This is a genomic window from Natronococcus sp. CG52 (assembly GCF_023913515.1).
Classification (GTDB): Archaea; Halobacteriota; Halobacteria; order Halobacteriales; family Natrialbaceae; genus Natronococcus; species Natronococcus zhouii.
This window is the reverse complement of sequence record NZ_CP099391.1, coordinates 2,285,979-2,310,574: the sequence shown is the minus strand read 5'-3', so window position 1 is coordinate 2,310,574 and position 24,596 is coordinate 2,285,979. Positions and strand designations below refer to the sequence as shown.

General features: G+C 64.2%; 27 protein-coding genes. 16 read left to right on the top strand and 11 right to left on the bottom strand.

The window, feature by feature from the left end; all coding sequences use genetic code 11:
• The first annotated feature begins 56 nt into the window (after positions 1–56).
• Entirely contained in the window at positions 57–833 is a 777-nt protein-coding gene (locus NED97_RS11655; RefSeq protein WP_252487213.1) for an alpha/beta fold hydrolase, read from the top strand.
• A gap of 7 nt (positions 834–840) precedes the next feature.
• Here NED97_RS11655 and panB read toward each other — a convergent pair whose 3' ends face one another.
• The gene (gene panB, locus NED97_RS11650) at positions 841–1,653 is read right to left on the bottom strand and encodes a 3-methyl-2-oxobutanoate hydroxymethyltransferase (protein ID WP_252487212.1); all 813 of its coding nucleotides are present in this window, start codon (positions 1,651–1,653) and stop codon (positions 841–843) included.
• Positions 1,654–1,757: 104 nt separating this feature from the next.
• Between panB and NED97_RS11645 the strand changes: the two genes are divergently transcribed.
• Positions 1,758–1,991, top strand: a complete 234-nt coding sequence (locus tag NED97_RS11645) for a DUF5822 domain-containing protein (protein WP_252487211.1) — start codon at positions 1,758–1,760, stop codon at positions 1,989–1,991.
• A 14-nt stretch (positions 1,992–2,005) separates the two neighbouring features.
• On the opposite strand, the gene NED97_RS11640 is transcribed toward NED97_RS11645, so the two are convergent.
• Positions 2,006–2,545 carry an HAD family hydrolase gene (locus tag NED97_RS11640; protein WP_252487210.1) on the bottom strand — a complete coding sequence of 180 codons (540 nt, stop codon included), beginning with the start codon at positions 2,543–2,545 and terminating at the stop codon, positions 2,006–2,008.
• 316 nt (positions 2,546–2,861) lie between these two features.
• On the opposite strand from NED97_RS11640, the gene NED97_RS11635 reads away from it, so the two are divergent.
• Positions 2,862–4,145, top strand: a complete 1,284-nt coding sequence (locus tag NED97_RS11635) for a hypothetical protein (protein WP_252487209.1) — start codon at positions 2,862–2,864, stop codon at positions 4,143–4,145.
• Between the two features lie 125 nt (positions 4,146–4,270).
• Here NED97_RS11635 and NED97_RS11630 read toward each other — a convergent pair whose 3' ends face one another.
• From NED97_RS11630 to NED97_RS11620, 3 genes are all read right to left on the bottom strand, one after another.
• Complete coding sequence (locus NED97_RS11630) at positions 4,271–5,416, bottom strand: acyl-CoA dehydrogenase family protein (protein ID WP_252487208.1); 1,146 nt, start codon at positions 5,414–5,416, stop codon at positions 4,271–4,273.
• Positions 5,417–5,503: 87 nt separating this feature from the next.
• Entirely contained in the window at positions 5,504–6,187 is a 684-nt protein-coding gene (locus NED97_RS11625; protein WP_252487207.1) for a helix-turn-helix domain-containing protein, read from the bottom strand.
• A gap of 233 nt (positions 6,188–6,420) precedes the next feature.
• Complete coding sequence (locus NED97_RS11620; RefSeq protein ID WP_252487206.1) at positions 6,421–7,671, bottom strand: HAD family hydrolase; 1,251 nt, start codon at positions 7,669–7,671, stop codon at positions 6,421–6,423.
• Positions 7,672–7,961: 290 nt separating this feature from the next.
• Between NED97_RS11620 and gfcR the strand changes: the two genes are divergently transcribed.
• Both gfcR and NED97_RS11610 read left to right on the top strand, forming a co-directional pair.
• Complete coding sequence (gene gfcR / locus NED97_RS11615) at positions 7,962–8,612, top strand: transcriptional regulator GfcR (RefSeq protein ID WP_252487205.1); 651 nt, start codon at positions 7,962–7,964, stop codon at positions 8,610–8,612.
• 337 nt (positions 8,613–8,949) lie between these two features.
• Positions 8,950–9,225, top strand: coding sequence for a hypothetical protein (locus tag NED97_RS11610; RefSeq protein ID WP_252487204.1), 276 nt, complete (start codon positions 8,950–8,952; stop codon positions 9,223–9,225).
• 189 nt (positions 9,226–9,414) lie between these two features.
• On the opposite strand, the gene NED97_RS11605 is transcribed toward NED97_RS11610, so the two are convergent.
• Positions 9,415–10,377 carry a transcription initiation factor IIB gene (locus NED97_RS11605; protein ID WP_006108914.1) on the bottom strand — a complete coding sequence of 321 codons (963 nt, stop codon included), beginning with the start codon at positions 10,375–10,377 and terminating at the stop codon, positions 9,415–9,417.
• 162 nt (positions 10,378–10,539) lie between these two features.
• On the opposite strand from NED97_RS11605, the gene rnhA reads away from it, so the two are divergent.
• Positions 10,540–11,133, top strand: coding sequence for a ribonuclease HI (rnhA, locus tag NED97_RS11600; RefSeq protein ID WP_252487203.1), 594 nt, complete (start codon positions 10,540–10,542; stop codon positions 11,131–11,133).
• A gap of 107 nt (positions 11,134–11,240) precedes the next feature.
• Positions 11,241–11,879, top strand: a complete 639-nt coding sequence (locus NED97_RS11595) for a DUF7108 family protein (protein ID WP_252487202.1) — start codon at positions 11,241–11,243, stop codon at positions 11,877–11,879.
• Between the two features lie 68 nt (positions 11,880–11,947).
• Here NED97_RS11595 and NED97_RS11590 read toward each other — a convergent pair whose 3' ends face one another.
• Positions 11,948–12,307, bottom strand: coding sequence for a PadR family transcriptional regulator (locus tag NED97_RS11590; RefSeq protein WP_252487201.1), 360 nt, complete (start codon positions 12,305–12,307; stop codon positions 11,948–11,950).
• A 203-nt stretch (positions 12,308–12,510) separates the two neighbouring features.
• Here NED97_RS11590 and NED97_RS11585 point away from each other — a divergent pair, with 203 nt between their 5' ends.
• The 4 genes from NED97_RS11585 (at position 12,511) to NED97_RS11570 (ending at position 16,242) form a co-directional block, all read left to right on the top strand.
• Positions 12,511–13,044, top strand: coding sequence for an inorganic diphosphatase (locus NED97_RS11585; protein WP_252487200.1), 534 nt, complete (start codon positions 12,511–12,513; stop codon positions 13,042–13,044).
• A gap of 125 nt (positions 13,045–13,169) precedes the next feature.
• The gene (locus tag NED97_RS11580) at positions 13,170–13,310 is read left to right on the top strand and encodes a hypothetical protein (RefSeq protein ID WP_252487199.1); all 141 of its coding nucleotides are present in this window, start codon (positions 13,170–13,172) and stop codon (positions 13,308–13,310) included.
• A gap of 128 nt (positions 13,311–13,438) precedes the next feature.
• Positions 13,439–14,782, top strand: coding sequence for an alkaline phosphatase family protein (locus NED97_RS11575; protein WP_252487198.1), 1,344 nt, complete (start codon positions 13,439–13,441; stop codon positions 14,780–14,782).
• Between the two features lie 143 nt (positions 14,783–14,925).
• Positions 14,926–16,242 (top strand): M14 family zinc carboxypeptidase, encoded by a 1,317-nt coding sequence (locus NED97_RS11570; protein ID WP_252487197.1) that lies wholly within the window; start codon positions 14,926–14,928, stop codon positions 16,240–16,242.
• Positions 16,243–16,255: 13 nt separating this feature from the next.
• On the opposite strand, the gene NED97_RS11565 is transcribed toward NED97_RS11570, so the two are convergent.
• Genes NED97_RS11565 through NED97_RS11550 form a run of 4 tightly spaced genes read right to left on the bottom strand, consistent with a single transcriptional unit; the run spans position 16,256 to position 19,654 of the window.
• A complete protein-coding gene (locus NED97_RS11565) occupies positions 16,256–17,260 on the bottom strand; it encodes an amino acid ABC transporter permease (RefSeq protein WP_252487196.1) in 1,005 nt (334 codons plus the stop codon).
• The gene (locus NED97_RS11560) at positions 17,253–18,026 is read right to left on the bottom strand and encodes an amino acid ABC transporter ATP-binding protein (RefSeq protein WP_305884776.1); all 774 of its coding nucleotides are present in this window, start codon (positions 18,024–18,026) and stop codon (positions 17,253–17,255) included. The genes NED97_RS11565 and NED97_RS11560 overlap by 8 nt, the downstream gene beginning before the upstream one ends.
• Position 18,027: 1 nt before the next feature.
• Positions 18,028–18,735, bottom strand: a complete 708-nt coding sequence (locus NED97_RS11555) for an amino acid ABC transporter permease (RefSeq protein WP_382207627.1) — start codon at positions 18,733–18,735, stop codon at positions 18,028–18,030.
• A 46-nt stretch (positions 18,736–18,781) separates the two neighbouring features.
• The gene (locus tag NED97_RS11550) at positions 18,782–19,654 is read right to left on the bottom strand and encodes a transporter substrate-binding domain-containing protein (protein WP_252487194.1); all 873 of its coding nucleotides are present in this window, start codon (positions 19,652–19,654) and stop codon (positions 18,782–18,784) included.
• A gap of 200 nt (positions 19,655–19,854) precedes the next feature.
• On the opposite strand from NED97_RS11550, the gene NED97_RS11545 reads away from it, so the two are divergent.
• The 5 genes from NED97_RS11545 to NED97_RS11525 all read left to right on the top strand — a co-directional run bounded on the left by NED97_RS11545 (position 19,855) and on the right by NED97_RS11525 (position 24,595).
• Complete coding sequence (locus NED97_RS11545; RefSeq protein WP_252487193.1) at positions 19,855–20,268, top strand: DUF371 domain-containing protein; 414 nt, start codon at positions 19,855–19,857, stop codon at positions 20,266–20,268.
• Positions 20,269–20,350: 82 nt separating this feature from the next.
• Positions 20,351–21,205 carry an endonuclease III domain-containing protein gene (locus tag NED97_RS11540; RefSeq protein ID WP_252487192.1) on the top strand — a complete coding sequence of 285 codons (855 nt, stop codon included), beginning with the start codon at positions 20,351–20,353 and terminating at the stop codon, positions 21,203–21,205.
• Between the two features lie 74 nt (positions 21,206–21,279).
• Positions 21,280–21,948 carry a 5,6-dimethylbenzimidazole synthase gene (gene bluB / locus NED97_RS11535; RefSeq protein WP_252487191.1) on the top strand — a complete coding sequence of 223 codons (669 nt, stop codon included), beginning with the start codon at positions 21,280–21,282 and terminating at the stop codon, positions 21,946–21,948.
• A gap of 325 nt (positions 21,949–22,273) precedes the next feature.
• On the top strand, positions 22,274–23,440 hold the full coding sequence (locus NED97_RS11530; RefSeq protein WP_252487190.1) for an ABC transporter substrate-binding protein: 1,167 nt from the start codon (positions 22,274–22,276) through the stop codon (positions 23,438–23,440).
• 9 nt (positions 23,441–23,449) lie between these two features.
• Positions 23,450–24,595, top strand: a complete 1,146-nt coding sequence (locus NED97_RS11525) for an ABC transporter ATP-binding protein (protein WP_252487189.1) — start codon at positions 23,450–23,452, stop codon at positions 24,593–24,595.
• Position 24,596 lies beyond the last annotated feature (1 nt).

The following is a 24,596-nucleotide window of genomic DNA, read 5'->3' as shown; positions in this document are numbered from 1 at the left end:
AGCGATCTCGCGTCGCGGCTCGAGGCTTTATACTGGCACCCCGCATTGAACCGGGTATGGAAACGGTTCGTCACCATGGCCGCGAGACGGCCTACGAGATCGCCGACCGAGGGGGGTCGGGTCCGGCACTCTGCTGCGTTCACGGCAGCGGCGGCTCGCGGGACGTCTGGAAGTCACAGCATCGACTCGCCGACCGCCACCCGGTCGTCACCCTCGACCTCAGCGGTCACGGCGACTCCGAGGACGTCGACGCGGATCCGGGGTACGGGACGCTGTCGGCCTACGCAGCCGACCTCGTCGCCGTCATCAAGGCCACCGACGCTCGAGCGCTGGTCGGCAACTCGCTGGGCGGTGCCGTCGTCATGCACGTCCTGCTCGAGCGGGATCTCGATCTGGAGGCGGCGATCCTGACGGGAACCGGCGCTCGACTGGGCGTACTCGAGGATCTCCTCGACTGGCTCGAGGACGACTTCGACCGCGCCGTCGAGTTCCTTCACGGCCAGGATCGGCTCTTTCACGACCCGGATCCCGAACTCCGTGAGCGGTCGATAGAACAGATGTACACGTGCGGGCAGGCCGTCACCCGGCGGGACTTTCTGACCTGCCACGAGTTCGACGTCCGCGATCGGGTCAGCGAGATCGACGTTCCGACGCTCGCGATCTACGGCGAACACGACCAGCTGACGCCGCCGTGGTTCCACGAGTATCTCGCCGACGAGATCGAAGAGAGCGAACTCGTCAAGATCGGGGACGCGGCACACATGACGATGCTCGAGCAGCCGGCGGCGTTCAACGACGACGTCGCGGCGTTTCTCGACGATCTCGAGCGCTAACGACGCGTTAGTAGAGTTCGTCGAGGTCGCGCTCCTCGTGGCTGTGCTCGTCGGCGGGGAACTCGCCGGACTCGACCGCCGCGACGTACCGCTCGATCGCGGACTCCATCTCCTCGCGGACGTTCCCGAACTGTTTCGAGAAGGAGGGCGACCACCCGCTGAGACCGACGGCGTCGTCGACGACGAGCACCTGTCCGTCACAGTCCGGACCGGCACCGATCCCGATCGTCGGGATCTCGAGCGCCGCCGTGATCTCGGCCGCCAGGTTCGCGGGGACGTGCTCGAGGACGAGCGCGAACGCCCCGGCCGCCTCGTGTTCGACGGCGAGGTCGAGGATCCGCTCTGCAGCCTCCCGGTCGGTCCCCTGGCGCGGGTAGCCGCCGTACCGGTTGACGTGCTGCGGCGTCAGCCCAAGGTGTGCCATCACCGGAATGCCGAGCTGGACCATCGTCTCCGTCAGCTCGACGGTGTGAGATCCGCACTCGAGTTTGACCGCGTGAGCGCCCTCCTCCTTGATCATTCGACCGGCGTTCTCGAGACTGTCCGCCTCGTCGACGCCGAAGGAGAGAAACGGCATGTCGGCGACGATCAGCGCCTCCCCGGTCGCTCTCGAGACCGCTCCGACGTGTCTCGCCACGTCGTTGACGGTCACCGGCAGCGTTGTCTCGTAGCCGAGCGAGGTGTTCCCGACGCTGTCTCCGACGAGAATCACGTCGACGTCGGCCTCGTCGACGATCTCGGCCGTCGGCGCGTCGTACGCCGTCAGCATCGTGATCGGTTCCTCCCCGGCCATCGCCCTGAGCTCCCGTACCGTTGGCATACCACCTCGTTCGTCTCCCATAGGTAAACGTCATCGTTTGCCATCGCCCGCGACGAAGAGCCACAGTCGCGGTGCTTAAGAGGAGCGGGTTAGCACCTTCGGACGTGCCAGAACCCGTCGAAACGACCACACCCGACGGCGTCGACTACGGATGGGTGATGCAGGTCACCTTCGTCGTCACGATCCTCGTCGGCGCGCCGATCGTCGCCTTCCTGTCGACCGGCGTCGACCTGCCGACCTGGGGTTCGCGAGCCGAGTTCGCCGTCCGCGTCGGTGCCGTCATCTGGATGGTCGTCGCGCTCTCGGTGTTCGCGTACGCGAAACACAAGCAAGGATAGTTCGTTCGTCCGGTTCAGACGCCCGACGGGCCGGCGCCGACGTACTCGAAGTCGACGCCGGCCCGATCCGCCGTCTGCTCGTCTCGAGCGGAGTCGCCGACGAACAGCGTCGTCTCCGGCTCCGAGTCGAGCCCGCGGACGGTCTCGAGCAGCGGCTCCGGTTCCGGCTTCCGCGTCGCGACGGTGTCGCGGCCGACGACCGTCTCGACGACGTCGTCGAGTCCGTGTTCCTCGAGCGCGATGCGACAGGCCGCCTCGCAGTTGAGCGAGCAGACCCCGACCGGCACCGATCGGTCGAGCAACTCGTCCGCGTGGCTCAGTCGGTTCGACAGCCGCGCCCCCTCGCGTTCGTGTTCGGCGATCGCCGACTCGACGTCGGCGGCGAGTCCGGCGTCGGCCGCGGCCTCCAGCATGTCCCACAGGCCGTCGCTGGGCGGCGTCACGCCCGCGTCATCGTAGACGGCCCGGACGTCGGTCGAGACGGCCGCCCAGTCGACGTCGAGGGCGGCGAGCGTCCCGTCGAGGTCGTAGACGATAGCGTCGTACTCGGTCACGGTCGTCGGTACGGCCGGGAACGGAATAGCAACTTCGGTCGCCAGGCGGCGGCTGGAGCCAGCCGCGTTCGACGTCGGTGACTACTCGAAACGGCGCTAGACGATCGCCTCTCGTTCTCGTTCGGTGTCGTTTCGTCGGTTCCCTCCACCGGGAGTCGATAGCAAGAGTTGCCGTCTTCGAATCGGCTGTTATCCCGGTTCTTTCGGGCTAACGACCCGGTCCGGATCAGAAGTATTAAATTACGATACTTTCACAGATACTGATGTAATGGTGGATATTTCGCGACGAGAATTCGTCCGCAACGGAGGGGGTAGTATGCTGGCAATCGGGATGGCGGGACTGGCCGGGTGTACCAGCAGTCTCCCGGGAATGAGCGACGACGGGGCCGGGAACGATGAGATCGGGAGCTGGCTCGCCGAGCCAGGGCTCGCGGAGATCCTCGACGACGACCGACTGACGGAAGCGTACGGAGACGTCGACGTCGTCGACGCGGAACTCCGAGACCGTGAATTCGACTACACGGACGTCCAGGCGGTGTTCGACCACGAGGAGGAACTGGTCGTCTACTGGCCGCTGGAAGACGCCACGGGAGTGCGCGACAGGACTGGGATCCCTGCGATCGACCTCGAGTGGCAGCTCAGCCAGCGGGTAGACTGGGAGTTTTCCGCCGAGAGCGAAACCGCTTCTGCGAGGGTCCGGATCAACGTTCTCGCGGGCTCGTTCGATCCCGACGAGATCGAAACGGCGCTCGAAAGCTGGGCCGAGGACCAGTTCGAGAACGAGACGGAGGACGACGAAGAGGACGAGGACGGCCTCTCGCGAGAAGGCGAGCGTGACGGATACGAGCTCTACGAGGCAGGCGAATACGGGTTCGCGGTCGGCTCCGACCGCGTCATCGAGGTCCAGACCGAGTCGATTATCGAGACCACAGCTGCCCTCGAGGCGGTGCTGAACGGGCGCGAAACCGGTACGGACCGCTGGACCGACGACGAGGAGGTCCAGGAGCTGCTGGATCGGGCCGGCGTCGGTCATCTCTCCGAGGGAGAACTTCACGAACCGCACAATCGTGAGACCCTTATCGCGGAGCAAATCGAACGGCAGTTCGGCGTCGAGACGGCCGATGCCGACGAACTGCTGGCTCACCGGATCGAGCAACGGCTCGGTATCGCGACCACCGATGTCGACGAACTGGTCGACCATCAACTTCGGGAGTGGTACGGAGTCGACGATCCGGACGAAGTACCGGAAGAGGAACGCGAGCGGCTCCGCGACGACATCGAGCAGGACGTCGCGTCGTTCGAAGAGGAGGTCAACCGCGAACTCGAGTCGGTCGAGGACAGCATCGACATCGAAGACTGGGAGGACGGCCTCGTGGGATCGATCCGCTCGCTCGAGATCGAGGACGAAACGACCGAACTGACCGAGGCGTTCCTCTACGAGTCCGCGAGTGCCGCGGACGCCGATGCCCTTCGCGAACAGGTCGATACCAACCGTGACCTCGACGACCGGTGGGCGACCCTCAGCGAGTACGAGGTCGACGCGTCCAACCGGATTCTCGTCGTCAGTGGATCCGTCAGAACGCGCTCGCTCCTGTTCTGATCAGCGGGCCTGACGGAGACCGATTCGATGTTTCGACGGTCGCGCTCGAACGGCCAGCGACGACCGTCGTCGATTGTGGCGACGACCGCGAGACGGAACCCGTTCGGAAGCCGCATCACGCGCGGTTACTCGAGCAGGTGCCGCGCGATCACCTTCTTCTGGATCTCGGTGGTCCCCTCGTAGATCTCGGTGATCTTGGCGTCCCGGTAGAGGCGTTCGACCTCGCCCTCGGTGACGTAGCCGTAGCCGCCGTGGATCTGGACGGCCTCGTTCGTAACGTGCATGGCGGTGTCGCTGGCGAAGTACTTCGCCATGCTCGCGGTGAGCGCGGCGTCGCCGGTCGCGCGCCGGCGGGCGGCGTCTCGCGTCAGGAGACGGCTCGCCTGGGTTCGCGTGGCCATCTCGGCGAGTTTGTGCCGGATCGTCTGAAAGTCGCCGATCGGCTGGTCGAACTGCTTGCGCTCCTGGCTGTAGGCGAGCGCCTCGTCCAGCGCGCACTGTGCGAGTCCGACGGACTGGGCGGCGATGGCGATCCGGCCGCCGGTGAGGATGTGGAACGCGGCCGAGAGCCCCTTCCCTTCCTCGGTCAGTCGGTTCTCGGCGGGAATTCGGACGTCGTCGAACGTGAGACTCGTCGTGTCGCTCGCGCGGAGGCCGAGTTTGTCTTCCTTCTCGCCGACGGAGAGGCCGTCGACGTCCGCCGGCACGAGGAACTGGGTCACCGTCGAGGGATCCTCGCGGTCGGTCTTGGCGAACACGACGTAGACGCCCGCGCGCTGTCCGTTCGTGATCCACTGCTTCTCGCCGTTGATGACGTACTCGTCGCCTGCGCGCCCGCTGGCGCGTTCGACGCGACGGGCCTCGGTCGACATCTCCGCCGGGTTCGAGCCGGCGTGTGGCTCCGAGAGCGCGAACGCGCCGACTGGACGCCCCTCGGCCATGTCGGGCAGCCAGCGCCCCTTCAGGTCCTCGCTCCCGAACTCGGCGAGACACGACGTAGCGAGCGAGTGGACCGAAAGGGCGGTCGCGACGGCGAGCATCCCGTAGGCGACCTCCTCGTTGACGACGGCCGCCGTGACCGGGTCGGCGTCGTAGCCGCCGTACTCCTCGGGAACCGTGAGGCTCGTCAGATCGAGTTCCGCGAGACCGTCCCAGACGTCCTCGGGGAACTCCTCGGTTTCGTCGGCCTCGAGCGCGGTCGGTCGAATCTCTTCGCGGGCAAACTCTCGGACGACGTCCCGGACCGCCGCCTGCTCCTCGGTAAGTTCCATACGGACCCATTCGAGCGCGGTGGCAAAAATCACCACCACATGCGTCGGCCGCCGTTCGCGTCGAAACCACGACCGGAGCGGCACTCCTCAGTTGATTCGCAGCTGGTCGGCCGGCCCCCCGCTCTCGAGCTGTTCGCCCGCGAGTACGCGGTTCGCACGACGGAGCCGCTCGGACAGCGCCTGGTGCGAGATCTCGAGCTCTCGTGCCAACTCCTCGAGCGAGATTTCGCGGGGAACGTCGTAGTAGCCCTGTCGGTAGGCCTCGGCAATCGCCTCCTGCTGTGGCTCGGTCAGCGTCGCCGTCATCTCGAGGTCGCCGTCCTGGTCCGCCTCGACCATCCGTTTGACGTCGACCCGGGCGTCGTACTCCTCGATGTCGTCGACGGCGTTCGAGAGCCCCTCGCGGTGGGGAAACAGCAGTCGGAGCGTCCACTGACCGTCGTTCATTCTCACCTCGAGAACCGTGCCGTCGTTGGCGTGGATCGCGTTACACACCGAGCCGGTCTCGTCGGCGTACCGGATCCGGTACAGCCACTCCGCGTCTTCCGGCTGCTCGAGCAGCCCGTCGAACTCGTCGACGGAGGAGTCAGCTTCGAGCGCCTCCTCGACGGCGTCGCAGTCGACTCCACAGAACCAGACGAGGGGCGCCGTTCGCGTCGAGTCCTCGACGACGACGCTCTCGACGCGTAACTCGAGTTCGGGAAGCGACCGGATCGTCTCTCCGAGCGCGAAATCGTCGGGGGACAGCGTAAGCTCTGCAATCGTCGTCACGGTCGGTACACCTCGCTCGGCGCGGTCGAGTCCGATTGCTGACCGATACTGTCGCCGACGACGCGCTGGGACTCGAGACCTATCATAGTGACCACCGATCCGGCTGTCGTCCGCACACGTCTCGTGCGTAGTGTTGACGGGACGCTCGGATCGTGTTGAACGGAGAGACAGCTCCGAGACGGTTGATGGACAGGCCTATCTATTCCAGTGCTTTAAGAAGGTTCGAAAGCCGATCAGCCGAGTCTCGCCAGCCGGTTGAGGGCGTACACCGTCTGTAACACGTCGACGCTCCGTCCGCGATCGAAAACGAGTTCGTCGGTTTCGAGGACGTGCTCCAGGGTGTCCTGCGAGGCGTGTTCCGGGGCGGCCGCGATCCCGGCGTCGTTCTCGTCGACCCACTGCATCACGCGGCGGTCGCTCTTCGAGTCGCCCATCACGAGCGCGAACGGATCGTCCACGCCGAGCACCTCCAGCGCGCGCTCGACCCCGACCACCTTGTTCAGTTCGAGACTGCCGATTTCGGCGGCGTCGGCCTCGTAGTAGGCGACGTCGATGCGCTCGAGAACGTCCGCGAGCACGTCGGGGACGCCGTCGGCGTCGAGGTCGGGGTAGGCGCCGCTCTCCTCCAGGACGGCGCGAATCTCGGGGTCCTGGGCGGCGTAGAACGCGCGCGTCCAGTCGACGACGCTCTCACCGTTCGCGTCGTACTCGACGGCATCACCGATGGCGTCCGCGAGGAGGTCGATCTGGTAGACCAGCGCTTCGTCGATGATCTCTCTGGCGTCGGCCGAGCCGGTCTCGTAGTTGGGCTTCATCGTGACGTTGAACTCGTTGCCCTGCAGGTGACAGCCGCGCCGGAGCGAGTCGGGCGCCTCCGGGAGGACTCGGGTTCGAACGTCGTCGAAGACGTCGCGGATCTCGTCGTTCAGTTCCTCGTAGAGCAGCTGCTTCGTCTCCGCACCGTGGCCCGGCGTGAACACGCCCGTTCCCGCCTCGTAGACGATCGAGAGTTCGCCCGAGTGGACGATCTCGCTGCCCAGTCCCTGGATGGCAAAGCCCTTGACGTTCTCCAGGGTTTGCCCGGTGCAGATCACGATCGGCACGCCGGCCTCGTGAAACTCCGTCAGGATGTGCAGCGTGTCCCGCGGGATCTCGTTGTCGGTCCCGCCGGCGGAGCGCAGCGTCTCGTCGACGTCCAGTACGAGCACGTTCACCGCGCGGCCGTACTTGGCGTCGAGATCCAGCGCGGTAAACGCCTGATCGCGGGTCGCCCGCGAGGCGACCTCTGCGAACGTCTCGCCGGCCGCGAACGACGATCGGATCTCGTCCTTTCGTTCCTCGAGTTCCTCGTTTGCCTCCTGCCAGTGCTCGAGAGCGACCCGCGAGTCGATCGCGGGAAAGACGTCGACGAACTCCTGGTACTCCCGCAGCGTCTTCGTATCGTACTCGTCGTAAAGCTGGTAGACGAGATCGTAGCGTTCCATACCTGATATACGGGAGACGCAGGGGATAACGATTGCCGATACTGACAGTTTTTCGAGGGGGTCTGGCTTGCCGGACGCGACCAGGAATCGGGAACCGAAGCCGTCCGAGCAGAGATCGAGGCGAAACGGACGAGCGAGCGCGGGCAAAGATGCACGGAAAGAGGAGATCGGCTCGTTACGTTCGCGGAACGCTTCCGGAACTCACGCATCCGCCCCCGATTTTCGCGGATTTCCAGGCGACGTTCGTCGACTGCGATACGACTATAAAAACGGCGTACTAACTTCGGGGTATGAAAAACGTCGACGACCTCATCGAGAGTGCCGCCGAACTCGCTGACCAGGGTCTCTCGAAGGGCGAGATCGCGGACGAACTGAACGTCTCTCGAGAGACCGCAAGCTGGCTGGTCGAGCGCAGCGGTGTGACGGCCGAGCCCGCGAGCCAGACCAGCGAGCCGGCGACCGGAACTGGCGGTCCGCAGGACATCCACGTCGACTGGTCCGCGGTCGGCCGCGACAGCAAGCGCATGGGTTCGATCGCCGAGGCGATGGCCGACATGCTCGCCAAACACGGAGAGGACGTCGATCTGACGGTCGGCATCGAGAAGGCGGGTGGTCCGATCGCCACGCTCATCGCGCGGGAGCTCGGGACCGATCTCTCGACGTACACGCCGGCCAAACACCAGTGGGAGGAAGGCGACATCGAGGACCTCGGCGGAACGTTCTCGCGTAACTTCGCCGGGATCCGCAACCGGGAGTGTTACGTCGTCGACGACACCATCACCAGCGGCACGACGATGCGTGAAACGATCAAGGCGATCCGCTCGCAGGGAGGCGAGCCGCTCGCATGTGTCGTCCTGGCGGACAAACAGGGCCTCGAGGAACTCGAGGGCGTTCCCGTCTACTCGCTGCTGCAGGTCATCAGCGTCGGCAAGGAGGACTGACGAAATCGTCCGTATCGGGCCTTGATCTCGCCGCACCGGGGGCGTTCAGATCTCGTATCCGATCGGTTCGAGACGATAATTGTAGTTTTCCCGGAAAACCGATCGGAGTCGTCGATCGATCCACGGTTTCCTCCCATACCACACACACATACACTGCGGTATAATTCTCCTCGAGTGACGTAGTTTGTATCGTCCGAAAACTGACCGTACGTAACTACACTTTGTTTCAACAGCAATGATGATAGGCAGCGCATTCTCTTTGCATTCGGCGTCCCGGGGGCTTTTGCTGGAGTGATCGAACATGAATAACTACGTCACACGCCGACGCCTGATCGCGATGAGTGGTGCAGTTAGCGTCGCCGCACTCGCAGGATGTAACGGCGAGCCAGAAGAAGAGCCGGAGGAGGAACCGGCAGAAGAGCCGGAAGATAACGAAACGGAAGAGCCGGCAGAAGAACCGGAAGACAACGAAACGGCCGAAGATAACGAAACGGCCGAAGACAACGAAACGGCCGAAGACAACGAAACGGCCGAAGACAACGAAACGGCCGAAGACAACGAAACGGCCGAAGACAACGAAACGGATGAGGAAGATAACGAAACGGACGAGTGAACTACTCGCCGGTCGAGATTCCGCTCACGACCGGTCAGCATTTCTTCGCGAACGGACCGAACGCGCTCAACGGCGACCGGCGCGAAGAGCGCCTCGCCCACCGATCGAGGCGTGACTCGCAACTCACCAGCCAGTACGGGCTCGACACGGTGGTCAGCGCGGTTCGCGATAAAAGAGGCTGTGACGGAGTTAGCCGTGGATTCCCATCGCTTCGATCTGTTCCTGGTACCGGTTCCGGATCGTGACTTCGGTCACCTGCGCGACGTCTGCGACCTCACGCTGGGTCTTCTTCTCGTTGCAGAGCAGGGACGCGGCGTAGATCGCGGCCGCGGCGTAGCCGGTCGGTGACTTGCCCGACAGCAGTCCTTCCTCGGCCGTCTTCTCGATGATTTCGTTGGCCTTGGTCTGGACCTCCTCGGACAACTCGAGTTCAGAACAGAAGCGCGGGACGTACTTTTTCGGGTCGACGGGGCGCATCTCGAGGCCGAGTTCCTGCGAGATGTACCGATACGTGCGACCGATCTCCTTTCGTTCGACGCGTGAGACTTCCGAGATTTCTTCCAGACTGCGCGGAATGCCTTCCTTCCGACAGGCAGCGTACAGCGCGGAGGTGGCGACGCCCTCGATGGATCGTCCGCGGATGAGATCCTCTTTGAGCGCGCGTCGGTAGATGACCGACGCGACCTCACGAACCGACCGCGGCACACCCAGTGCCGAGGCCATCCGATCGATTTCGGAGAGCGCGAACTGCAGGTTGCGCTCGCCGGCGTCCTTCGTTCGGATCCGCTCTTGCCACTTGCGCAGTCGGTGCATCTGACTGCGCTTTTTCGAGGAAATCGAACGACCGTACGCGTCCTTGTCCTTCCAGTCGATCGTGGTCGTCAGCCCCTTGTCGTGCATCGTCTGGGTCGTCGGCGCACCGACGCGCGACTTCTCCTGACGTTCCTGGTGGTTGAACGCCCGCCACTCCGGACCAGGATCAATTTTCTCCTCCTCCACGACGAGCCCACAGTCTTCACAGATGAGCTCACCCCTGTCGGAGTCTTTCACGAGGTTATCCGATTCACACTCGGGGCAGGCACGTACCCCCTCCTGATCCTCGGTCTCGTCCGTCTCACGCGTTCGCTCCCGCTGGCGGGTGGACCGTGTCATCGCGCTTTTATAGTAGTACTACTATGGTATATAAGTTCTGGGTTTTCGTTTTCGTCTACTAACCAGTATTCGCCGAAAACGGCACTCACAGGCGTTCAGGGTCGAGGTTTACGTACTGAAACCGGAAAACATTTATCCGGTTCTGCTCGACCACAGTCACGAATGCCGGTCATCGAGTGTGACGTCGACGCGGCCCGCGACCGTCTCGAGGAAGCAGGCGTAACCGTCGAGCCCGGAAACACCGACCACGAGCGCTGGCGGGCCTCTCACGGCGATGCGACGGCGGTTGCCTACGACGATAAGGTCGTGATTCAGGGCGAAACTCCGCGAAAACTCGAGTCGCTGCTTCGCGACGGCGGCGGTCGGGCGCACGTCTACTTCGACGGAGCGTGCCGCGGCAATCCCGGTCCCGCGGCTATCGGCTGGCTGATCGTCACCGGCGACGGCATCGTCGCCGAGGGTAACGAACGGATCGGCCGCGCGACGAACAACCAGGCGGAGTACGCCGCACTGATTACGGCGCTCGAAGCGGCCCGCGAGTACGGCTACGACGAGGTACACGCGCGCGGCGATTCCGAACTCATCGTCAAACAGGTCCGAGGCGAGTACGACACGAACAATCCCGAACTGCGCGAGAAGCGGGTGACCGCGCTTGAACTGTTCACCTCGTTCGACGAGTGGACGCTTGAGCACGTCCCGCGCGAGGTCAACGACCGAGCGGACGGACTCGCGAACGAGGCGCTGGATCAGGGCTGATATCCTCTCACGGCTGACGCCGTAGGCTTTCGCCTCTCTTCCGCCGTAAGCCTCGCCGCCCGGACGCGTATCGGCAAGCGAAAAAACCTCGAGTGCCAAGCGGACGTATGAGCGATCGAACCGCCGGCGACGGCGACCTCGAAAACGAGGACGAGAGCGAGGGTGCTGCCGAAGAACTCCCAAGCGACGTCGTCGACGACGCCGAACGGCTCACGCGACTCGCCCGAACCACGACCGCCGAGGACGAGCGCCGCGTCCACCTCGATCGACGCAGTCAACTGCTCGAGGTGTACGACTTCACCGCTCGCGTTCGCGAGGACGACGACGCGACCCTCGTGCTCCACCCGGCGGAGTGGAACGCGGACGGCGTTATCAGGACGGACCACATCGAGGACATCTCGCGCGCGGTCGAAATTCCGCTCGAGGGAGCCGAAGATCCCGACGACTGGGACGCGGTGGACGAGCGCAACCGCGAACTCGCCGCCGAGGTCAGGGACGCCCACGGCGACGTCCACGGCGACAACGCGATCGCGCTCGCGGACTTTTTCGGGAATCACTACGCGAAGCCGATCGAAGACGCGACGGCCGCGGAGCTCGAGGAGTTCTGTCGGGACTACTTCGTACGGAACGCGTGGCCGTCGGCAGAACAACGGGACGCGATCGATGAATCGATCCGTCTCGTCTTCCAGACAGCTGCGGAACCGGTGCCCGAGTTCCGGACGCAGCCGTCTTCCGGTACCAACTGAAGCAATTTACACGCCGATCGCACAGTCGTCGTACGCTCGGGTGTCCATTGACTTTCAGTGGCTACTATTCAGTAGCTCTCGTCGACGATCTCGTTGATCTCGTCTGCGCGGTCGTCGTCGGTGACGACCTTCGAGAGCGTCCACTGGATACCGTCGAGGACGGCCTCATAGCCCTCGTCGGTCAGGGAGTACTGATTGGTTCGTTTGTCGAGTTCGCTCTTCTCGACCAGTCCCAGCTCGACGAGCTCGTCGAGGTTGGGATAGAGTCGGCCGTGATTGACCTCGGTTCCGTAGTAATCCTCGAGTTCCCGCTTGATCGCCAGGCCGTACATCGGCTCCTTTGCGAGGATGATGAGGATGTTGTTCTGGAATGCGGTAAGTTCGCGTGCGATACTCTGGTCGCCGGTGATTGATTGTGCCTCTGACATAGCTGCGCAAATGTCACCAAACTATTTAAGACTTGTCAACTATTCGTTCGAATCGACCGGTCAGACTGCGTCTAACCGGCCTGTTAACCCGGACACGGTGCTGTATCCAGACCTGCCTCTGCCGGCTGTCTATCAGCCGTCACCTGTGATCTCCAACACGATTACGAAAGTACTTTTTGATCCACCGTGGAGTTTCCGGGTACATGGTCAATCTCTGGGAAGACCTCGAAACAGGACCGAACGCGCCCGAAGAAATCTACGCCGTCGTCGAGTGTCTCAAAGGCGAGCGCAACAAGTACGAGTACGACAAGGACGTTCCCGGCGTCGTCCTCGATCGCGTGCTCCACTCGAACGTTCACTACCCGTCTGACTACGGGTTCATCCCGCAGTCGTACTACGACGACGAGGATCCCTTCGACGTGCTCGTCCTCGTCGAGGATCAGACGTTCCCCGGCTGCGTTATCGAGGCCCGCCCCGTCGCACTCATGAAGATGGACGACGACGGCGAGCAGGACGACAAAGTGATCGCCGTCCCGAGCGAGGATCCGCGCTACGATCACATCGAGGACCTCGAGGACATTCCACAGCAGCAACTCGACGAGATCGACGAGTTCTTCGCGACCTACAAGAACTTAGAGGAGGGCAAGGAAGTCGAGACGCTCGGCTGGGAGGACAGGCAGGCCGCCTACGACGCGATCGAGCACGCACAGGACCTCTACGAAGAGCACTTCGAATAACGGGTCACCGTCTCTTCTCTCGGTATCGGTTCCACCGGATTCACCAGAGTTATCTTCGACCCGCTAACGCATGCATTATGAGCATGAGTAATTTTATTGAGTGGGCCGTCGTAGTGACGTCCGTCATGGCAGCAACCAACCCGTCCCCACGAGAGTCCGTGTCGGCCGACGAGCCGGTCGAATCCGGTACCGGAATGTCCCATCTGACGGTCGTTCCGACGAACTTCGACTCCGACCAGCGGACGGCGGGCCGGTCGGACACGTAGCCTCCCGAACGACGCATCCATCCGCACCCTGGTAGCCGCTGCGAGAACTCCGGACGACGTCGATACCGGCTCTCGGAAACAGTGTCGCGAAACGAACCTTCTTGTGTGCGGTCGGACTACGGGCCTCTATGGGTCTGTTCGATCGATTACGGGGCGACGACAACCCCCGAGTCGCGTTTATCGGAGTCGACGGCGTGCCGTACAGTCTCCTCTCGGAGAACGAAGATCTGTTCCCGAACTTCGCCTCGCTCGCAGCGGACGGGACGGCCAGCGAGATCTCGAGTATCGTCCCACCCGAATCGAGCGCGTGCTGGCCGTCGCTGACGACCGGCGTAAACCCCGGTGAGACGGGCGTCTACGGCTTCCAGGATCGGGAAGTCGGAACCTACGACACCTACGTTCCGATGGGTCGCGAGGTCCAGGCCGATCGTGTCTGGGACCGCGTCCAGGAGGAGGGTCTCAAGGCGACGGTGATGAACGTCCCCGTCACGTTCCCGCCGCAGCGAAACGTCCAGCGGATGGTCTCCGGCTTCCTCTCTCCCGACCTCGAGAAGGCCGCGTATCCCGACGACGTCCGCGACTATCTCGAGACGCTCGACTACCGGATCGACGTCAATCCGAAACTCGGCCACCAGGAGAAAAAAGAGGAGTTCATCCAGGACGCCCACGAGACGATCGACGCCCGGTTCGAGGCGTTCGAACACTACATCGAGGAGGACGACTGGGATCTCTTCTTCGGCGTCTTCATGACGACCGACCGGGTCAATCACTTCCTGTTCAAGGACTACGAGCGAGACGGTCAGTACAAGGACGAATTCCTCGAGTTCTACCAGAAGGTCGACGACTACATCGGTCGCCTCCGCGAGGCGGTTCCCGACGACGTCACCCTCATCGTCGCCTCCGATCACGGCTTTACCAGCCTCGACTACGAGGTCCACTTCAACGAGTGGCTGCAGCAGGAGGGCTGGCTCTCGTTCGGGACGGACGAACCCGAGGAACTGGGCGACATCGCCGACGAGACGAAGGCCTACTCGTTCATCCCCGGCCGCTTCTACATCAATCTCGAGGGTCGCGAGCCCCGCGGATCGGTCCCCGAGGACGAGTACGACGAGGTTCGCGACCAGCTCAAGCAGGATCTCGAGGCGCTCGAGGGTCCCGAAGGGCGGAACGTCGTCGACCGCGTCGTCGAGAAGGAAGAGGCCTTCCGCGGCGACCACGACGACATCGCGCCGGACCTGGTCGCGATTCCGAACAAGGGCTTCGACCTCAAGTCCGGATTCAAGGCCGACTCCGAGGTGTTCACGACCGGACCGCGCAACGGGATGCACAGCTTCGACGACACCTCGCTGTACATCGACGATCCGGACGCGTCGATCGGCGACGCCGACCTCTTCGACATTACGCCGACGATCCTCAACCTGCTGGACATCGAGTACAGCCGCGGCGAGTTCGACGGCGCGAGTCTGATCTGACGCCGTCCGATCGACTCGTCTCCACCCGAACGTTACCTGTCACTTCGTTGTTTCGGTATATGGATTTCGGTCAGTTGCAGATGTTGTCCCGGCTCCCAGACTACTTTTCGGCCCACTGATAACGCCCGGCCGAGATTAATTCAATGGACCGGAGGATGTTCATCAAGTCGACAGGTGTATCGCTTTCGGCACTGGGACTCGTCGGCGTCGGCAGTGCGGACGACGATCGGTATCGACCGGGCGGTCCGTGGGCACCCAACGAGAACGCGGTTAACTACGAGTCGTTCCTCGATAACGAGCAGCTAGCCGAGCGGCTCCAGCGGATCGATCGCCGAAGCGATCGCGTCGAACTCGCCGAGAGAGGCCGATCGGCGGGCCGGAACGATCCGATCTGGGAGGTAACGCTCGGCGACGGCGATGAGAACGTCCACATGATCAACGGGATCCACGGCGACGAACCGGCCGGCGTCGAAGCCACCGTCAAGGTCATCGAGCAATTCGCACGGGGCACCTCGCCGGAAATCGAGGGGATCCTCGACAATCTCACGCTGACGATCATTCCCGACGCGAACCCCGACGGGAGCGAGTTCCGGGGTGACAGCGGACTCGCGGAGGAGGGCGATCGCATCCAGCGACGGATCAACACGACCGAGTGGGAGGAGGGCGACTCCCTTTCCGAGCCGAACTACTTCTACGAGTACCCCACTGGCGGCGGCTACGACCTCAATCGCGACTTCAGCGTCGACCCCGACTTCACGCCGATCGAGGACGAACGCGAGGAGTGGTGGGAGGGGTCGTCGTACAACCTGCCGACCGAGGAGATCCCGCTCGAGCCGACGATCGACGACCCGCCGGAAACCGTTCGGAATCACGGCCTGCGTCTCAATCCCGAAACCCGCGCGATAACGGAGTCGTATCTCGAGGCCGATCCTGACTGGGCGTTCACCCACCACCACCAGGGAGCGGCCATCGATCCCGATTCGACGGACGAGTCCGGTCCGGACTGGCAGACCGTGATGAGCGTGATGGCGCCACAGGGGCCGGCCTACGCCGACATCTCCGACGACATCGAGGAGGGAGGCGGCAACGTCTTCCTGAGCGAGGACGCACAGAAGCGCTCGCTCCAGCTCGGAATCCTCGCGAAGGACGCGATGCAGGCCCGCGGCGGCGGGAAGCTCGACAAGATCAACCGGTATCCGTACGGCCCGCTCTGGGGATCCTACGAGGAAGCTCTGCCGCCACAGACCGACGCCGCGGCGCTCCTCTACGAGGTCGCCCACCAGAGCGAAGACCGGGGCCAGATGGCCGTCGGAACGACGATCAACGCGACCGTCACGGTCTACGTGGAGACGTTCCGACGCATCGCCAGCGGGGCGATTCACGACCTCGACGAGACGCGGTACTTCGACGAGATGTCGGTCCGCGAGTTCCCGTACCTGGAGAACCCCCACGGTCGATAGGTTCCGCTCTCGATTATTCCCGCTCGCCTTCGGTTTTCCCCTGGTAGCGCCCCTCAGCTTGACCCAGGCCGGGGATAGCGACCTCCCGTTCGACGCGGCTCATCAGTACCGTCGCCGTCAGGACGATCGCGAGATAGACGATCGCGATGGTGGCGTAGATAGCGGTGTGTTCGAACGTTCGCGAGGCGATCCGGGACGCCCGGTAGTAGAGTTCGGGAACCGTGATAAACGCCGCCAGCGACGAGTACTTGATCAAGTAGACGAGTTCGTTCGTCCAGGCGGGAATGGCGTACCGGAGCGTCTGTGGCATCACGACGTATCGGAGTCCATCGAGCTGCGAGAGCCCGACCGACCGCGCGGCGGTGAGTTGGCCGCGGTCGACGCTCTCGAGCGCGCCGCGGATGTACTCCGCCTGGTAGGCGGAGCTGTTGATGGTAAACCCCACGACGGCGATGATGAACGCTTGATCGGGAATCGGTCCCCGACCGACGGTTTCGACGCCGTGGAGCCAGACGGCGAGCGGGAGCCCGAAGTACAGTACGAACAGCTGGGCGAGCAGCGGCGTCCCCCTGATGAGTTCGATGTATCCCAGCGCGAGCCACCGAAACGGGCCGCCGTAGACCCGGACTACGCTCAGCGGAACGGCGATGAGCAACCCGAGGACGATGCTCACGACGGTCAGGACGATCGTGTACCACGCCCCGACCGCGAGCACCGGCGCGAGGTCGACTGCCACGCCGACGCCGCCGACGACCGAGCCGATCCAGTCGACGACGCCCGCGAAGGGGCCGTAGGCATCCGCCGACGCCGCGAGTCGCTCGGCGGCCGCGTCGAACGGCTCGGACTCGAGGAAGTGCGCTCCGGCACCCGGTCCGACCCCGATTCGTGCGAGTACCCAGTCGTTGATCCATCGAGTGAGGAGCCAGCCCCAGAACGCGACCGCAGCGAGGATGGCGAGGACGCGTCCGACGCGAATCTCGGGCACCGTCAGCTTCCGGGCGTCGGTCGAACTATCCATAGATGCTCTCGAGGAACTCGCGGGTTCGCTCTCGCTCCGGGTTCTCGAACAGCCGCTCGGGCGGGCCGCGCTCGACGATTCGACCGCCCTCGAGGAACGTAATGCTGTCGGCGGCCGACCTGGCGAAGCGCATCTCGTGGGTCACCACGATCATGGTCATCCCTGCCTCGACGAGTTGTTCCATCACCTCGAGGACGCTGTTCGAGAGTTCGGGATCGAGCGCGCTCGTCGGCTCGTCGAACAGCATCAGCTTCGGATCCATGGCGAGCGCGCGGGCGATTCCGACGCGCTGTTTCTGGCCGCCCGAGAGCTGCGCCGGATAGGAGTCGACCTGATCGCTCAGTCCGACGTTTTCCAGCTCCCGGTCCGCTCGCTCGCGAGCCTCGCCTTTACTGAAGCCGCGGACGCGGCGGAGTCCAAGCGTGACATTCTCGCGCGCGGTCAGGTGGGCGAAGAGGTTGATATCCTGAAAGACCATTCCGACCTGCTGGCGCAACTCGTTGACGTCGGCGTCGGCGGCGGTCACGCACTCGCCGTCGAGATAGATCTCGCCGTCGTCGACCTCCGTCAGCCGGTTGATACAACGCAGGAGCGTCGACTTGCCACTCCCGGAGGGGCCGACCAGGACCTCGACGTCGCCCCGATCAACCGCGAGGTCGATCCCGCGGAACACCTGTTCGCTGCCGAAGGACTTCCAGACGTTCTCGATACGCAACAGCGGTTCGCTCTCCGATCGTCGCCGATCGTCGGTTCGTTGTGCCGTCATGTCATCCCTCACCCGGTATCGCGTACCGATCGTTCACGTAGTCGAGCGTGCGATTCGTCGAAATCGTGAGCAGGAAGTAGATCAGACTGGCGAAGACGAACAGTTCCAGCGCCGCGGTCGTCTGCTGGGTCATCAGGTCGTGGGAGTGTCTGAGGAGTTCGCCGAGCCCGATGGCGAAAGCGATGCTGGTGTCCTTGAGCACGATGGTGAACTCGTTCTGGAACCCCGGGACGCTCCGCCGGAGTGCCTGGGGGACCAGCACGTAACCGATCGCTTTCCGCCTGGACATGCCGATCGACTCGGCGGCCTCGAGCTGTCCAGGGTCGATGCTTTGGAGCGCGCCGCGGAAGATCTGTGACTGGTAGGCGGCGCTGCGGACGCCCAGCGCGAGTACGGCGGCCTGGAACGGCTCGCTGGCCGGAAGCACATACACCCACTCGAGCGGGAACACGAAGAACGTGAACACCATGATCACGAGAATGGGCGTTCCCCTCACTGCGACGCCGACTTTCCGGACGACGCCGCTCGAGAAGCGGCCGCCGTAGAGCTCGATCGCTCCGGCCGGGAAACCGAGCAGGAGCCCGAGCACGATACTCGTCGCCGTCAGCGCGACGGTGATCACCGCCCCGGCGAGTAAGTACTCGTAGTTGTCGAGGACGAACAGCCAGTCCTCGGAGGCGGAGAATGCGATCGGCTCGAGCCACGACAGCGCGACCGGCGTCGCTACCCCGCCGACCGCCGAAACGCTCGTCACGTCAGCCGAACCACTCCGAGAGGAGCTCCTCGTACTCGCTCGACTCCTCGATCGACTCGAGCCCCTCGTTCAGGGCCTCCCGCAGGTCGTCGTCCTCCTGTCGGACGCCGAGGCCGAACTCCTCGCCGGTTTCGTGCGTGAGCGCCACTTCGACGTTTCGCTCGTCGGCGAACGTGTCGCCGACCGGTTCGTCGATGACGATCGCGTCGACGATCCCCCGTTCCAGGTCTTCGACCGCCAGGATGTAGCTGTCGTACGAGGCGTAATCCCCCTCTCCGATGCGTCCGGCCTCGATCAACTCCTCCTCGACGACGCCCTCGCCGGTGGTCCCGACCTGCGCGCCGACCGACTGTCCGTCGAAGTCCTCGAGCGACTCCGGCTGGAAGTCGCCGCCCTCGGCGACCAGCACGGACTGGTCGGCGCTGAAGTAGGGATCCGTGAAGGCGATCTGCTCCTCGCGCTCTTCCGTGATCGTCATGGCCGCGGCGATCACGTCGATGCTGCCGTCCTCGAGCGCCGGGATCAGCGATCCGAACTCCAGGTCCCGCCACTCCTCGAGCTCGTACCCCTGGGCCTCCTCGAGCATCGCTTCGGTCAGATCGACGTCGAAGCCGACGATCTCGCCGTCTTCGATCATCTCGAACGGCGGGAATCCCGCTTCCGTTCCGACGACGACGCTCTCGACCTCCCCGTTCTCTTCACCGTTCTCGGCGGCGCCAGTTCCGGCGTCTGCCTCGCTATTCTCGGCGTCCTCGTCGGCTTCGCCCGTATCGTCCTGGCCGAGACACCCTGTGGCGAGCAACGCGACTGCGGTGGTTCCTCCGTAGCGGAGGGTCTCCCTGCGAGTTATGTGGTCGCTGGTAATATCAACCATAGAATCTGGTCCCAGAGAGACGGACATAATTGTTCGGGTGGAAAGCCGAGATTACGAACGTTACAGGCCCTGAAACGCGAGAATACGATCCAGGAATTGTCGCTGAGAAGATCAGTATCGAGCGCTGAAACGGTCGGTGTCGGCGGACGTTCCGGACCGGAATTCGATCCCGTTTTCCGGCCGGCAACGAACCGTTCTTCATGAACGAAGTCATCCGCGCTCGCGGTCACGAGCACGTCAGCGCCGAACACGCGAGCACGTTCGAGGTGACGACCGACGATTACCTCACCCCCGCGGGGGACTGCATTCTGGCGATCGAGGCCGACCGGACGCCCGCCGACTTCGATCCCGAGTTCGTCGAGGCCTGCCAGGACTCCGACGCGACGATCACGGTCGCGATAGAAGCCGATGGCCACCGCGAATCGGTGACGGGGCGGGGCCATCCCGACCTCGAGTTCGCGAACGAGCGCAGCGCGGTCGGTCGAACCAGCGACTACGTGGACGACCGCACGATCGTGGTCGGCGCCGAGTTCGCCGCCGAGGGGTTCGATCGCAACCTGATCGACGCGCTGGCCGACGGCGCCGAGGCGACGGTGACGATCACCGTCGAGTGAACCGTGAGGTCGCGAGCGAGACCGGCTTCGAACCGGTTCCGACTCCGCGGCGGTTTTGCTTCTCGAGCCCGAACCCGAGCGTATGAGCGACGATCCGGAGCCGTCGGTCAACATCAGCGGCGGCGAGACCGGCGGCGGCACCGCCGCCCGGTTCGATCCGGCGACCGCCGACACCCGCGCCGAGCGCGTCGTCGACCGACTCGGAGAGCTGTACTGGCAGAAGAGCTACGGCGGACAGGACGCGTTCACCTGTCTCGTCCGGACGATCCTGAGCCAGAACACGAGCGACGAGGCGAGTCAGCCGGCCCACGACGCGCTACTCGAGCGCTACGGCGGCGCGTCCCAGCGCGACGACGGTGCGAGCGACCAGCCGCGATCCGAGAGCGTCGACCTCGCGGCATCCCTGACCGACGCCGAGCAGTCGACGCTCGCCGAGACGATCAGTTCCGCGGGGCTGTACAACCAGAAGTCCGAGATGCTGATCGGGGCCGCCGAGTGGGTGCTCGAGGAGTTCGGCTCCGCCGCCGAGTTCGACGCCTTCGTCAGGGACGAGGATCCCGACACCGTCCGCGAGACGCTGCTCGAGGTCCGCGGCGTCGGACCCAAGACAGCGGACTGCGTCCTGCTGTTCGCGGGCGGTCGCGGCGGCGTCTTCCCCGTCGACACGCACGTCCACCGGATCTATCGACGGCTGGGCATCGCGGAACCGGACGCCGATCACGAGGCGGTTCGGGCGGTCCTCGAGCGCGACGTGCCCGCCGCGAAGTGCGGCTTCGGACACACGGCGACGATCCAGTTCGGCCGCGAGTACTGCACGGCGCGGAAGCCGACCTGTCTCGAGGATCCGGACGCCTGTCCGATGGGTGATCTCTGCGAGCAGGCGGGCGTCTATCCCGAGACCGGCGAGGTCGTCGACCCAGCCGAGACGCTCGAGTGACGAGCGTCGATCTCGAGCGGCGCGAGTTGTCCCGACCACCGGCTTTATACGAGTATATTTTATCGTCTGAAACTATGGTTGCGTTCACGGACGCCGAACGAGACGCGGTCTACAGGACGATCTACGCCCGTCGAGATATCCGACGGTTTCGGAACGATCCGATCCCCGAGGACGTTCTCGAGCGACTGATTCAGGCCGCCCACCACGCGCCGAGCGTCGGCTTCTCGCAGCCGTGGGACCTCGTGATCGTCCGGGACGACGAGACGAAAGCGGAGATCGCGTCGATCGCCGACCGGGCTATCGCGGCCGCCCGAGAGGGGTACGAGGAGCCAACGCGATCCGAGTTCGCCGCGTTGAAACTCGAGGGAATCCGCGAGTCGCCGGTCAACGTCTGCGTGACCTGCGATCCGACGCGCGGGGCGCCCCACGTGCTCGGGCGAAGTTCGATGCGCCAAACGGACGTCTACTCGGCGTGTCTCGCGGTCCAGAACCTCTGGCTGGCCGCCCGTGCGGAGGGCGTCGGCGTCGGCTGGGTGAGCGTCCTCTATCCTGCCGAAGTTCGGGAGGTGCTGGACATTCCGCCGCACGTCAAACCGATCGCGTATCTCTGCCTGGGCTATCCCGAATGCGGGTTTCCGGACGAGCCGGTCCTCCAGCAGGAGGGGTGGCGAGAGCGCCTCGACGCGGACGAACTCGTCCACGAGGGATGCTGGGAGGGCGAACAGATCGCCGACGCGGAGTAGCTGACGCCCCTACTGACCCGTCACCTGCGGACGAGAAGACGAACGAGTCAAACGACGACGCGAGCGACGACGAAACAGCCTCGAGTGCGGACAAAGACGGTAACTGATCGCATCGCCGTTCGGCGTCCGATCGAAGAGCCACGGTCGCGGTGACCGGCGGTATTCGGGGGGTTCTATCCCTCCGCATTCGTCGTGAACAGTAAGTCACTGCGTGTGAGATGTCCGCTACCGTACTTTCCCGGAAAGCGTGGCGCTCGTCCTCGTTGAGACGCACTCCAGAGTTCACAACGGTTTTATGTCGCCAACCAGGAAAAGCGGTGTACCAATGGCTGCAGGCCCGACACGGGATGCAGAGACCATCGAAGCCGAGTCCGCGCACGATTCGACGACCGAACCACCCACTGATTCTGTCTCACGTCGCAAATTGTTGGCCGCGACAGCGGCCGGATCGACGGCTGGAACCGCCGGCTGTGCCGAAATCTTCGGAAGCGATACCGCCAACGGTGGCGACGAGACGCTTCATGTAAGCGTTTGGAGTGGTAACTACGGCGAACGGTTCGAGAACTCCGTCGTTCCGATGTTCGAAGAGGAGTTCGATGTCACCGTTCAGACCCACCGCGGCTGGAACGAGATCCTCACGAACATCCGGCAGGCGCCGGACGACGATCCGCCCTACGACGTGACCGTCACCGAGGGACAGATGTATCACACGGGTCGGAACGAGGACCTCTTCCTGCCGCTGCGCGAGGAGAACGTCCCCAACCTCGACGAAGCGATCGACTTCTACGTCGACGAGGAGGAGTTCCGCACCGCGGAGTACGGCGTGCCCGCCGACGGCGCTCCGTGTACGCTCGTCTACCGCGACGATCTCGACGTCGAACCGGACTTGTGGGGCGACTTCTCGACGGACGAAGTCGAGGGGAGCGCCGGCATCGGCGTCGACACCGGCTTCTGGTGGTACCCGCTGCACGCCGCCGCGATCGAACTCGATGAACGCGAGGGCGCCGGCGAACTCTACGAGGAGGAACTCCACGACGAGGTCTTCGACCAGCTCCGGGAGTGGAACATCACCAGCTGGGCCAGCTCCGGCGAGGACGTCTGGCAGGACTTCGACAACGACGTTATCGACGTCGCGCAGTGGTACTTCGACCAGACGGAGTTCGATATCGACGATCTCGAGGAGCTCTCTCACACGACGCCGGACGTGAACACCGGCTACATGAACCACTGGTGCGTCGTCGACGGGACCGACAAGCGGGACACCGCCGAGGAGTTCCTCAACTTCCTCATGGACGCCGAGGTCCAGAGCGAGTGGTCCGAGGAACTGCCCGTGATGTTCTCGAACGAGAACATGGAGTACGCGGGCGACCTCGGCGAGGAACTGCCGGGAAGCGGCGAGGAGGTCGAGGACATCGCGTTCCCGGACTGGGAGTATCTCACGGAGTACTACGACGAGTTCTCCAACGAGTTCACCGAAATCGAGACCGCCTGATCCAGCACGATGTCAGAAATAGAGCTTTCAGGTCTCGAGAAGCGATACGGCGATACCCTCGCCGTCGAAGAGGTCTCGGCGACGATCGAGGACGGCGAACTGCTCTGCCTGCTCGGTCCGAGCGGCAGCGGCAAGTCGACGACGCTGCGGATGCTCGCCGGACTCGATACGCCGTCCGGCGGCGCGATCCGGATCGGCGACGAGGACGTCACCGACCGCCCGGCCTACGAGCGCGCTACCTCGACGGTCTTCCAGGACTGGGCGCTGTTCCCGCACAAGACGGTGCTCGAGAACGTCGCCTTCGGGCTGAAGATGGACGACGTTCCGACCGAGGCCCGACGCGAGCGGGCCCGCGAGATGCTCGAGCGCGTCGAGATGGGCGATCACGCGGACGAGGATCCGACCACCCTGAGCGGCGGCCAGAAGCAACGGGTCGCACTCGCCCGGTCGCTCGCGGTCAACCCCGAAGTGCTGTTGCTCGACGAACCGCTGTCGAACCTCGACAAACGGCTTCGGGAGGACATGCAGATCGAGATCCGGGAGATCCACGACGAGTTCGAGAAGACGTTCGTCCACGTGACCCACGACCAGGACGAGGCGTTCACGCTCGCCGACCGGATCGGCATCATGCACGAGGGAGAACTGATCCAGATCGGCGATCCCCACGAGGTGTACGAGTCGCCGAAGAACCGATTCATCGAGGGCTTCCTCGGCGACACGAACTTCGTCGCGGGCGAGGTCGAACGGACGATCGCCGACGCGATCCACGTCGACACCGAACTGGGTCGCGAGATCGTGCTCCCGTCGGCGACCGAGGAGGACCTCGAGGTGGGAACGTCGCTCACGCTGTCGCTTCGCCCAGAGATTCTCTCCATCGAGGGCGGTGACGGAGACGAAGCGACCGACGACGCGGACCAATCGCAGCCGGCCCTCGCCGACGGAAGCACGGCGAACTTCGCCGTCGGAACCGTCGAGAACGTGATCTACCGCGGGTCGACGGTCCGCTACTCGGTGTCGGTCGACGGCACCTCGATGTTCGCCGAGCGCACCACCGCGGATCCCGGCGCGTTCGAGGCCGGCGACGACATCCGCATCGGCTGGAACGGGGGCGACGTGCTCGCGTTCCGCGAGGACGGAACGCGGGTCGATCTGTAAC

What these genes read in the sequence shown, in the direction of transcription:
- NED97_RS11655 (WP_252487213.1), top strand. Translation starts at nt 57, where the DNA reads ATGGAAACGGTTCGTCACCATGGCCGCGAGACGGCCTACGAGATCGCC.
- panB (WP_252487212.1), bottom strand. Translation starts at nt 1,653, where the DNA reads ATGCCAACGGTACGGGAGCTCAGGGCGATGGCCGGGGAGGAACCGATC.
- NED97_RS11635 (WP_252487209.1), top strand. Translation starts at nt 2,862, where the DNA reads ATGCTGGCAATCGGGATGGCGGGACTGGCCGGGTGTACCAGCAGTCTC.
- NED97_RS11630 (WP_252487208.1), bottom strand. Translation starts at nt 5,416, where the DNA reads ATGGAACTTACCGAGGAGCAGGCGGCGGTCCGGGACGTCGTCCGAGAG.
- NED97_RS11620 (WP_252487206.1), bottom strand. Translation starts at nt 7,671, where the DNA reads ATGGAACGCTACGATCTCGTCTACCAGCTTTACGACGAGTACGATACG.
- gfcR (WP_252487205.1), top strand. Translation starts at nt 7,962, where the DNA reads ATGAAAAACGTCGACGACCTCATCGAGAGTGCCGCCGAACTCGCTGAC.
- NED97_RS11610 (WP_252487204.1), top strand. Translation starts at nt 8,950, where the DNA reads ATGAGTGGTGCAGTTAGCGTCGCCGCACTCGCAGGATGTAACGGCGAG.
- NED97_RS11605 (WP_006108914.1), bottom strand. Translation starts at nt 10,377, where the DNA reads ATGACACGGTCCACCCGCCAGCGGGAGCGAACGCGTGAGACGGACGAG.
- rnhA (WP_252487203.1), top strand. Translation starts at nt 10,540, where the DNA reads ATGCCGGTCATCGAGTGTGACGTCGACGCGGCCCGCGACCGTCTCGAG.
- NED97_RS11595 (WP_252487202.1), top strand. Translation starts at nt 11,241, where the DNA reads ATGAGCGATCGAACCGCCGGCGACGGCGACCTCGAAAACGAGGACGAG.
- NED97_RS11590 (WP_252487201.1), bottom strand. Translation starts at nt 12,307, where the DNA reads ATGTCAGAGGCACAATCAATCACCGGCGACCAGAGTATCGCACGCGAA.
- NED97_RS11585 (WP_252487200.1), top strand. Translation starts at nt 12,511, where the DNA reads ATGGTCAATCTCTGGGAAGACCTCGAAACAGGACCGAACGCGCCCGAA.
- NED97_RS11580 (WP_252487199.1), top strand. Translation starts at nt 13,170, where the DNA reads ATGGCAGCAACCAACCCGTCCCCACGAGAGTCCGTGTCGGCCGACGAG.
- NED97_RS11575 (WP_252487198.1), top strand. Translation starts at nt 13,439, where the DNA reads ATGGGTCTGTTCGATCGATTACGGGGCGACGACAACCCCCGAGTCGCG.
- NED97_RS11570 (WP_252487197.1), top strand. Translation starts at nt 14,926, where the DNA reads ATGGACCGGAGGATGTTCATCAAGTCGACAGGTGTATCGCTTTCGGCA.
- NED97_RS11565 (WP_252487196.1), bottom strand. Translation starts at nt 17,260, where the DNA reads ATGGATAGTTCGACCGACGCCCGGAAGCTGACGGTGCCCGAGATTCGC.
- NED97_RS11560 (WP_305884776.1), bottom strand. Translation starts at nt 18,026, where the DNA reads ATGACGGCACAACGAACCGACGATCGGCGACGATCGGAGAGCGAACCG.
- NED97_RS11550 (WP_252487194.1), bottom strand. Translation starts at nt 19,654, where the DNA reads ATGGTTGATATTACCAGCGACCACATAACTCGCAGGGAGACCCTCCGC.
- NED97_RS11545 (WP_252487193.1), top strand. Translation starts at nt 19,855, where the DNA reads ATGAACGAAGTCATCCGCGCTCGCGGTCACGAGCACGTCAGCGCCGAA.
- NED97_RS11540 (WP_252487192.1), top strand. Translation starts at nt 20,351, where the DNA reads ATGAGCGACGATCCGGAGCCGTCGGTCAACATCAGCGGCGGCGAGACC.
- bluB (WP_252487191.1), top strand. Translation starts at nt 21,280, where the DNA reads ATGGTTGCGTTCACGGACGCCGAACGAGACGCGGTCTACAGGACGATC.
- NED97_RS11530 (WP_252487190.1), top strand. Translation starts at nt 22,274, where the DNA reads ATGGCTGCAGGCCCGACACGGGATGCAGAGACCATCGAAGCCGAGTCC.
- NED97_RS11525 (WP_252487189.1), top strand. Translation starts at nt 23,450, where the DNA reads ATGTCAGAAATAGAGCTTTCAGGTCTCGAGAAGCGATACGGCGATACC.